This window comes from Streptomyces sp. NRRL F-6492 (genome assembly GCF_001280125.1).
Lineage (GTDB): Bacteria > Actinomycetota > Actinomycetes > Streptomycetales > Streptomycetaceae > Streptomyces.
Genome location: NZ_LGEG01000049.1, coordinates 1 through 9,537, shown reverse-complemented (window position 1 = coordinate 9,537; position 9,537 = coordinate 1). Strand labels below are relative to the sequence as shown.

Sequence of the window (9,537 nt, the reverse complement as noted above, 5' to 3'; positions counted from 1 at the left end):
CCCTCCGGGCGCGCGGGGCCCGGCGGGCGTGCCGGGCCCTGTGGGCGTACGGGGACGAGGGTGGGGCCCGGGGCGGGCTGCCGGTCGTCGTGGCCGGTGCCGTCGGCCGGGCGGCCCGGGGCGGGGTGGGCCCGGCCGGGGAGCGGGTGGGCGCGGTCGGGGCCGTCGAGGCGGCGGCCGTGGTCCACGACGAGCGTCGGGGTGTGGCGGCGCGGCAGCGGTACGGGGCGGCGGGCGGTCCCGTCGGCGGACGCGTCCCCCTCGTCGCGGCCGGCGGCGGCCCGGTCCGGGGCCTGCTCGTGCTGCTCGCCCGCGGGGGCGAGGCCGGTGCGGCGCCGGTCCCGGGGCTTGAAGAGGCCGCCGCGCTCGCTCTCGGTGTCGAGGATGTCCGCGGACCGGTCGAGGAGCACGTCGAAGTCGTCGCCGTCGAGCGGGGCCTCCAGCTCGACGGGGCCGTCGAGGGGGGCGGCGCCGACGTCGGGGACCCGGGCGAGCGCCGGGCGGCGGACGGGCAGGGCGGCGGGGTCGTCGTCGGCGCGGCCGGGGGCCTTGCGGTCCAGGCGGAAGCCGGCGCCCTCCGTCTCGGGCGCGTCGGTGAGCAGCGCGGCCGGGATGAAGACGACCGCGGTGGTCCCCCCGTACGGGGAGGTCTGGAGCGAGACCCGGACGTTCTGGCGCTGGGCGAGCCGGCTGACCACGAAGAGGCCGAGGCGGTCGGTGTCCGAGAGCTCGAACTCGGGGGTCTCGGCCAGCCGGAGGTTGGCGTCGAGCAGGGCGTCGGGGTTCATGCCGAGGCCCCGGTCGTGGATCTCCAGGGTGAAGCCGTTGGCGACCCGTTCGCCGAGCACCTGGACGGCGGTGTGCGGCGGCGAGAACACCGTGGCGTTCTCCAGGAGTTCGGCGATGAGGTGGGTGAGGTCCGCGACGGCGGGGCCGCCCACGCCGAGGCGGGGCAGCCGGCGCACCTCGATCCGCTCGTAGTCCTCGACCTCGGCGACGGCGGCGCGGACGACGTCCATGAGCTGGACGGGCTTGCGCCACTGGCGGGAGGGGGCGGCGCCGGACAGGATGACGAGGCCCTCGGCGTGCCGCCGCATGCGGGTGGTGAGGTGGTCGAGGCGGAAGAGGTCGGCCAGCTCGTCGGTGTCCTCCGTGCGCCGTTCCATGGTGTCGAGGAGGGTGAGCTGGCGGTGGAGCAGGACCTGGTTGCGGCGGGCGAGGTTGACGAACACCTCGGAGACGCCGCGACGCAGCTCCGCCTGCTTGACGGCGGCCTCGACGGCGGCGCGCTGGAGGGTGTTGAGGGCCTGGCCGACCTGGCCGACCTCGTCCTCCCCGTACCGCAGGTGGGGCACTTCGGTGGTGACGTCGACCTGTTCGCCGGCGGCGAGCCTGCGCATGACGCTGGGCAGGCGGACCCCGGAGACCTCCTGGGCCTCCTTCTGGAGGCGGCGCAGGTCGCGGACGAGGACGCGGCCGATGCGGACGGAGATGACGATCGAGGCGAGCAGGGCGAGGAAGCCGAGGACGCCGGCGACGCCGACCTTGAGGAGGACGCTGTACGCGGCGGGCTGGACGCGTTCCTGGTAGCGGTCGCCCGCGGCGGTGTTCTCGCGGGCGAGGACGTCGAGGACGGGACTGGCCCGGTCCTGCCAGTGGGCGGCGGTGACGGCGCGCGGGCTGTCGGTGGGGCCCGCCTCGACGAGGGCGTTCTCGGCGGTGCGCAGCGGCAGGGTCTCGGGGCCGCGCCAGAACTTCTCGAAGCGGCCGCGCTCGGCGGCCGGCAGGAGTTCGAGGTTGACCTCGTAGAACTGCTTCCGGTTGGCGATCAGGTCGGATATCGCGCGGATCTCCTGGGCGGTGACGCGGTCCGCGACGAGAGCGGAGAGCACGAGGGCGTCCTCGCGGGAGAGCAGTTCGCGGGCGCGGGTCACGCCGACGAGGGCGCGGCCCTGTTTGTCCATCTCCACGTTCTCCAGGGCGTGGAGGGTGATGAGGAAGCTGTAGCAGGGGTCGACGAGCCGGTTGTAGAAGTCGAGGGCCTGCATGCGGCCGATGCTGCGGTTCTCCACGGAGCGGCGGAGCGATTCGAGGCCGTCGAGCGCTTCGAGGAGGCTGTTGAGCCGCTGGGCGGTGACGGGCCGCATCTCCTCGCGGACGCCGGGTTCGGCGACGTTGGCGCGGATGCGGGCGATCTGCCGGTCGGTGGACCTGCGGGTCTCCTGGAGCGAGCCGAGGGTGTCGGAACCCCGGGGGTCGGCGAGGTAGACGAGGGACTGCCGGCGTTCGAGCTGGATGACCCGGGCGGTGTCCTCCAGGGGGTAGCCGACCTTGTCGACGATGTAGCCGACGTCGAGGAGCTGGTCGGCCTCGCGGCCGGTGAGGACCGTGGCGAAGCCCCACAGGCCGGTGAGGGAGACGAGCGGTACGAGCAGCAACGCCACGATCTTCCTGCGGATGGACTTCCCGCGAAAGCGCATGGCCTCCCCCAGCTCGGCCCCCGTTTCGTCGCGAGGGTCCTTCACTTCGTGACGTCGGGCGTCAACACACGGCGTCAACCTTGAGTTTCAACAAACGGCGGCGCGAGCCTACTACTGCATCGCGGCCATCCCGAAGGTGTGTCCGGGCTATTTTCAGCCTGTCGAGTGAGCGTTGATCATGAGATGTCCTGTTATTCGGGGAGTTGGGATCGGCCACTGTGGCCTAGGACACCTGATGACGTGCCATTCCGTCAGCCTGCGGAGATGGCTGGAACTGTGCGTTCCGTCCGGACGGGGTCTCGCGTTCATTTCCCGTCGGGGCGAAACCTTTTCCCTCTGGCGTGCGTCATTGGGTACGGGGTGGGTTCTGTCCGCGTAAAGGCGCTCACAACGGGCAGCCGTCCCTGAAGTCGTTCAGTGGTGGGGAGTGACAGGACAATGGAACACGAGGCGCGGTCGGCGCGGCAGTTGTGGGTGGAGGACGAGCGGGGCCGGAGTCGGATGCCCGACCCGGTGCGCAACTCCGCCGTACGGGCCGTGATGATCACATCGGTGACCCTCATCCAGGCGGTGGTGGCCTTCTTCTGCAGCCTCGCGGGCGCGTGGCTGGCGTTTCCGGTCACCATCACCGCGGTGGCCTCGACGGTGGTGGCCACGTGGAGCATCCTCGACGTCTGGATCACCCGTCAGGTGTGGCGCCAGCGCAACGGGGTGGTGTCGGAGCCGAGCAGCACGGCGCGTCCGCCGCTGCGGGCGCGGCGGGACGAGGGCCGGGCGGAGGCGGTGCCGCTGTCCGAGGCGGCCTGAGGAAACGGAACCCGGAACGGCCCGGCCCCTTGAAGGGGCCGGGCCGTTCTCCGTGCTCCGGACGGTTCCCTACGCGGCGTCCGTCGGGGCCGGGTCGTCGGACTGGTGGCGGCGGAACATCCGCGTCGCCGTGATCTCGCCGTGGACGGTCTCCCCCTCCGGGTCGGTCCGCGGAAGCCCCGGGCGCAGGTGCTCCTCCACGCTGATGTACTTCAGTCCCGCCCGCAGGTCGGCGTCGTTGCGGAGCCGGATCACCAGCGGGAACTCGGCGAGCGCGGTCGTGTCGAACAGGCCCGTCGTGTACAGGAGCTGGACGCCGAGCGCGTCCGACACGGCCCGCTGGAGCTCCAGGAGGTACGTGGCGTTGGCGCGGCCGATCGGGTTGTCCAGGAACAGCGTGCCCGCGTGCCGGTGCCTGTCGCGGCCCCGGTCGTTGGAGCGGAGCGCCGCCATCGTGCAGTACAGGGCGATGGCCGCGGTGAGCAGCTGGCCGCCGGAGAAGACGTCGCCCATCTGCCCGACGGGCACCCGCTCGGCGCGCAGCACCGCGTCCGGCTTGAGGATCTCGACGGAGACGCCCTTGGGTTCGAGGGCCGCCTGCACGCCCCGCAGGAGCAGGGACATGCCGTCGCGGCGCAGGTCGGTGTTCTTCTTCACGGCGGCGCGGGTGGCCTCGTCGACCACCTCGCCGAGCCGCTCCGCGAGGGTGGCCTGGTCGGGCTCCTCGAAGCGGATCCGCAGGAACTCCTGGCCGGACCACTCGCCGAGGCCCTCGGGGAGCCGGGAGAGCCGCTGGGCCGAGCGGAGGGTCGCGAGGGAGGACTCCACGAGGCCGCGGAGGCGGTCCACGATGGAGTCCCGGTTGCGCTCCAGCTGCTCCAGCTCGTCGGTGAGGACCCGCAGCCGGGGCGCGAAGGCCTCGGCCCACTTGGCGGCGTGCTCGGGGAGCGCGGACGCCGGGAGTTCGCGGATCTGCTGGCGGGCCGGGGTGCGGACCTGCTCGTAGCGGGTGGAGTTGGCGTGCCGGACCAGGACGTCGCTCGCCTCGCGCACGGCGGCGTCGGCGGCGGACAGCTCGCCGCCGCGGCCGCGCAGCGTCCGGCGCGCCTCGGCCGCCGTCGTACGGGCCTCCTCCAGGGTGCCGGGGTACGGCCCGGTCTCCTCCCGCTCCTCGTCCGCGTGGTCGCGGAGCAGGTCCCGGAGCAGGGCCGCCGTCTCGTCGAAGCCGCCGGCCGCGTCCTCGGCGGCCCGGTGGTCCCGGAGCAGTCCGGCGTGGGCGGCGCGGGCGGACTCCAGGGCGGCGCTGCGGGAGGCGAGTTCGGCGGTGGCGGTGCGCAGGAGGGCCTGGGCGCGCTCGGCGTCGGCGGGGACGAGCTCCTCGGGCAGCTCGGTGTGCGCCCCGCCGTCCTCGGGGGCGAGGCGTTCGGCCTCGCCGCGGAGCCGGCCGAGCTTCTCGCTCGCCTCGGAGGCGCGGGTCTCCAGCATCTGGACCAGGGACTCGGCGCGGGCGGCGGCGGCCTGGCGGGACGGGCCGTCGGCGCCGTCGGTGGACTCCAGGAGCTGTTCGGCGCGGGTGCGGACCTTGTTGGTGAGGCGGTTCAGCTCGGCGAGGGCGGCGGACTCGTCGCTCTCGGCGCGGGCCTGCTCGGCGCGCAGGTCGGCGCCGACGCCGACCTTCTCGTACAGCTGGGACGCGGCCCGGTAGGCCTCGCGGAGGGTGGGCAGGGCGGTGCGGGGCGCGGCCGGGTCCGCCTCGGGGAGGGGGTCGGGGGCGCCCGCGATCTCGGCGCGCTCGGCCCGCAGGGCGCGGGCGGTGCGGTGGGCGTCGTCGGCGGCGCGCTGGGCGGCGCGGCGGTCCTCGTCGGCGGCCCGGGCGCGCTCCAGACAGGTCTGGGCACGGGCCTCGGACTCGGCGGCGTCGTCGGCGAGTTCGCGGAGCCTGGCCTGCCAGGCGGACCGCTCGCGCAGCCGGAACGCCAGGCCCGCGAGGGCGTCGGCGACCCGGCGGGCGCGCTGGGCGGCCTCCTGGCGCTCGTCGCGGACGCGGAGCGCCTCGGCGGCGGTCTCGTCGGCCTCCGCGCGGGCCGTACGGGCCTCTTCGAGGGTCGCGGCGGCGGCTTCGGCGCTCTCGCGGGCGGCCGTGGCCGCGGCGGCGAGTTCGGCGAGCATGCCGGGCGGGCAGTCGGCGCGCCAGGCGCCGATCCGGGCGGCGAGGGAGCGGTCGCCGGCGAGGCGGGCGACGAGGGCGCGGATCTCCTCGTCCCGGGCGGCGGCACGCGCGCGCAGGGCGTGCCGCTCCTCGTCGGCCGCGTGCTCGTCGTGCATGGCCGGGTTCGGCGGTACGAGGAAGACGCCGGGGTCCCCGTCCTCCGCCCGCGCCGGTACGGGGGCGAGCAGGGCGGCGGCGGTGCCGACGGCGACGGCGGAGCGGGGCAGCAGGGCGGCGGCGGCGAGGACCTCGCGGGCGCGTCCGTACGAGACGGGGTCGGTGATCACGACGCCGTCGACGAGTTCGGGGCGGGCGGCGAGCACGCGCGCGTGGTCGGCGGGGTCCACGGCCTGCGCGAGGTAGCGCCAGCCGGGGAGGGCGGGGATGCCGTGCTCGCCGAGGTACTCGACGGTGGCGAGGACGTCGGGTCCCGGCGGCAGCAGGCCGCCGTCGCCGAGGGCGCCGAGGATGCGGGAGTCGTCGGCGGCGGCGGTGCGCAGGTCGAAGAGCTGCCGTTCGGCGGAGGAGACGGCCCGGTCGAGGAGGGAGCGCAGCTCGTCGGCGTACCGGTCGAAGTCGGTGACGGTGAGCGGCCCCTCGTGGGGCGTGCCGCCGTCCCCGGTGGTGGGCCCGCCCGGGGGCAGGCCCAGGAGTTCGGCGAGGCGCTCCTCGGAGGCGAGGGACCCGGCGGCGCGGCGCTCCGCGTCGTGGGCGTTTCCGGCGGCCGCGGCCGCGTCGGCGGCGCGGGCGGCGGCGAGTTCGGCGCGGGACTCGGCCCCGGCGGCCTCGCGCGCGCGCTCGACGACGGCGGCGGTGGCCTCGCGGGCCGTGTCCCAGGCGGCGACCGCCGTCTTCTCGGCGTCGCTGGCGGCGAGCGCGGCGCGGGCCGGGTCGGCGTCGGGCGCGGTGTCGTCGAGCCAGCCGGCCCGTACGGCCTCGGCGGTCTCCTGCTCGACCTCGGCGAGCCGCTGGCGCAGGTGGCCGACTTCGCTGCGGGCCCGCTGGGCCTCGGTCGCGGCGGCGGTGGCGTCGCGGTGGGCGGTCTCGCCGGCCTCCTGGAGGGCGGTGGAGCGTTCCTCCTCCTCCGCCGCGTGCCGCTCGCCCTCCTCGGCGGCGGCGGCGAGGGCCCGTACGAGATCGGCGGCGGCCCCGGCGCGGGCCGCGAGGGCGGGGGCGGCGTCCCGTTCGGCCTCGCGGATGGCGGCGGCCACGCGCGCGGAGCGGTCGCCGGCGGCGCGGTGGCGGAGCACGGCCTCGGCGGCCTGCCAGGCGGAGTGCAGGGTGCGGGCGTCGGTGAGTTCGCGGCGCTGGGAGGCGGCGCCCTTCTCGGCGGCGGCCAGGGCCAGGGAGGCGTGCCGGTAGGCGAGTTCGGCGGCGATGAGGGCGCTGCGGCCGCGGGCCTCCTCGGCCCCGGCGACGGCGTGGGCGGCGGAGGTGACCTGCTGGGCGAGTGCGGCGCCCCGGCCGCGCTCCTCGGTGGCGCGGGCGGAGAGCCGGCGGGCGAGGGTGCGGGTGCGGCGCTCGGCGGCGGTGTGGACCTCGCGCGCGTGGGCCCGGATTCCGGCGGCCTCGACGATCCGGTTCAGGAGGTCGACGGAGCCGGCCGTGAAGTCGCGTTCGGCGGTGAGTTCGGCGCGGCGGCCGAGCTTGTTGCCGAAGCCGCCGACGAGGTCGGCGAGGCCGTCGGTGTCCCGGGTGTCGGTGACGGCGCGCAGCAGCAGGTCGGTGAAGTCGGAGTCCTTCTTGACCGCGAAGAGGCCGGCGGCCTCGCCCTCGTCGGCGTTCATCTCGCGCTGGTAGCGGAAGAGTTCGGGGTCGAGGCCGAGTTCGCCGAGGTGCTCGTTCCAGCGGTCGTGGATCTCCTCCCAGACCACCTCCAGGTGCGGGTAGGCCTTGCCGGCCTCGGTCAGGGCGTCGCGGAAGCCCTTCATGGTGCGGCGGCGGCCGCGCGCTCCGGAGGCGCCCTCGACGGGCGGGCGGACCGAGGTCGCCTCGGCCACGGGGAGGTTGTCCAGGCTGAGGCCGGGGCCGGGCCGGAAGGAGTACCAGGCCTCGGCGAACTTCCGCGGGTCGTTGGAGACCTGGCGGCCGCGCCACTCGCTGGCCTTGCCGACGACGACGAGTTCGCCGGTGAGGGTGTGCTGCCACTCCAGGGCGACGTGGCCGCAGTCGTCGGCGAGGAGGAACTTGCGCAGCACGCCGGAGCTGGCGCCGCCGAGGGTGTTGCGGTGGCCGGGGAGCATGACCGAGAAGATCAGCTTGAGGAGGACGGACTTGCCGCCGCCGTTCTCCAGGAAGAGCACGCCCGCGGGGGCCGGGCGGCGCGGCGGGCCGACCGGCTCGTCCTCGAAGAACTCCGCCTGGGTGGGGGCGGGGTGGGGCACGGGGGCGCCGACTCCGCGCAGGTCCAGGACCGTGTCGGCGTAGCGCGCGCCGGCGGGGCCGATGGAGTAGAGGCGGACCCGGGACAGCTCGTACATGGCGGGGACTCTCGTGCTGGGAAGGTCGGTGGGGCGGCGGGACCGCGCGGGACGCGAGCGGGGTTACGAGTGGAACGGCAGGCCCGCGTCGGCCGCGAGCTCCAGGTCGTCGCCCTCGTGCGGCGGCAGGAGGGTCGCGGAGCCGTCGCTGACGGGGACGACGCCGAGTTCGAGCAGTTCGGACATGGCGGCGGAGCCGGCCATGTCGCGGACCTGGAGCTGGTAGCGGGCGGTGGTGCGGTAGGAGCCGCCGCCCTCGTCGCCGGTGCGCTGGAGGAAGCCGGAGTCGGTGAGGAACGCGGCGGCCTTGCCGACGATGCCGGTGGTGGAGCCGGCGAGCCTGCGGGCGTCCTTGGTGGCGCCGGTGGCGCTGCGGCGGGCGTAGGTCCGCCAGGCGGCCTCCAGGCCGGGGGCGTCGGACGCCGGGTCGGTGTTCTCCCCCTCCTCCTCGGCGCGCTGCTCCAGGCGCAGGCAGGCCTGGCGCACGAAGGCGTCGACGCCGTTGACGGTGAACCGGCCGATGTACGCGTCGTCGGCGAGGTCCTCGGGGCGGGGGAAGGCCATGGCGGCGACGGCGAGGTGGGCCAGGCCGTGCAGGAAGCGGTCGGCGGAGTCCGTGGAGGCGCGGCGGGCGTAGTCGCCCATGCGGACGGCGAAGACGGAGTCCTCGCCCGCGGTGACGGCCATCCCCGCGCGCGGGGAGACCTCCAGGACGACGAGGCCGAGGCCGGTGGCGACGGCGTCGGCGAGGCGCGCGAAGGCGGGGTCCTCGCGGTAGCGGCGCAGGAGGTCGGCGTACTCGGCGTCGCGGGCCGGGAGCAGCTTGGGCTGGAGCCCGAAGGAGACGAGCCGGGCCGCGTCGGCGGCGTCGGCGGGGGTGACCGCGGAGCCGCCGGGCGCGGCGGGGGCGGCCGGGGCCTGCGGGGGCTCCTGCTCGCTCCACGCGTCGGCGTGCTCGGCGTGGGTCTCGCTCACGGCTGGGGCTCCTCGGGACGGTTCTCGGTCGGTACGGCGGGCCGGGGTACGGGCAGCGGGACGGGGGTGACGGCGGCCGGGGGCGCGGTGCGCTCGGCGGGTGCGGGCGGCTCGTCCGTGAGCCGCACGGCCCGTACGGAGGGGACGTCACCGCGCCGCCGCGCGGCCCCGGCACGGGACGGGCCGGGCGCCGGGGGGACGGTGCCGAGCCGGGGGCGGGTGCGGGGGGCCCGCGGCGCGGGGCCGGGATCGGACACCGGGTCCGGCGCGGGTGCCGGGTCGAGTGGGGGTGCCGGGTCGAGTGGGGGTGCCGGGTCCTGCGCGGGTGCCGGTTCGGGGCGGTGGCCGGCCGCCGGGGCCTCCCCGGGGTCCGTTTCGGCTTCCCGCGCCGGCTCCGGTACCGACTCCGGTGTCGGTACGGACTCCGGTGTCGGTACGGACTCCGGTGTCGTGGCTTCCGGTCGTGGCGCGGGTACGGCTGTGGTTCCGGGTACGGCGGTGGTTCCAGGTACGGCGGGAACCCCCCGGGGGGGCGGGGCCCGGAAAATGGGCGGGGGGGGGCGGGCCGGCCGGGCGGGGGGCCCCG

Annotated in this window: 5 protein-coding genes; 1 reads left to right on the top strand and 4 read right to left on the bottom strand. The window is 76.2% G+C overall.

Annotated features, from left to right (window positions below):
- A partial coding sequence (locus ADL08_RS06820) for a nitrate- and nitrite sensing domain-containing protein (RefSeq protein ID WP_053641156.1) occupies positions 1 to 2,480 on the bottom strand: 2,480 nt, incomplete at its 3' end.
- 438 nt (positions 2,481 to 2,918) lie between these two features.
- On the opposite strand from ADL08_RS06820, the gene ADL08_RS06815 reads away from it, so the two are divergent.
- A complete protein-coding gene (locus ADL08_RS06815; protein ID WP_234352030.1) occupies positions 2,919 to 3,287 on the top strand; it encodes a hypothetical protein in 369 nt (122 codons plus the stop codon).
- A gap of 69 nt (positions 3,288 to 3,356) precedes the next feature.
- Here ADL08_RS06815 and ADL08_RS06810 read toward each other — a convergent pair whose 3' ends face one another.
- The 3 genes from ADL08_RS06810 to ADL08_RS38675 form a co-directional block, all read right to left on the bottom strand.
- Complete coding sequence (locus ADL08_RS06810; protein WP_053641154.1) at positions 3,357 to 7,976, bottom strand: hypothetical protein; 4,620 nt, start codon at positions 7,974 to 7,976, stop codon at positions 3,357 to 3,359.
- A gap of 63 nt (positions 7,977 to 8,039) precedes the next feature.
- Entirely contained in the window at positions 8,040 to 8,951 is a 912-nt protein-coding gene (locus ADL08_RS06805) for a hypothetical protein (RefSeq protein WP_053641153.1), read from the bottom strand.
- Complete coding sequence (locus tag ADL08_RS38675; protein ID WP_053641152.1) at positions 8,948 to 9,208, bottom strand: hypothetical protein; 261 nt, start codon at positions 9,206 to 9,208, stop codon at positions 8,948 to 8,950. Before ADL08_RS38675 ends, ADL08_RS06805 begins: the two co-directional genes overlap by 4 nt.
- Between the last annotated feature and the right edge of the window lie 329 nt (positions 9,209 to 9,537).

What these genes read in the sequence shown, in the direction of transcription:
- ADL08_RS06815 (WP_234352030.1), top strand. Translation starts at nt 2,919, where the DNA reads ATGGAACACGAGGCGCGGTCGGCGCGGCAGTTGTGGGTGGAGGACGAG.
- ADL08_RS06810 (WP_053641154.1), bottom strand. Translation starts at nt 7,976, where the DNA reads ATGTACGAGCTGTCCCGGGTCCGCCTCTACTCCATCGGCCCCGCCGGC.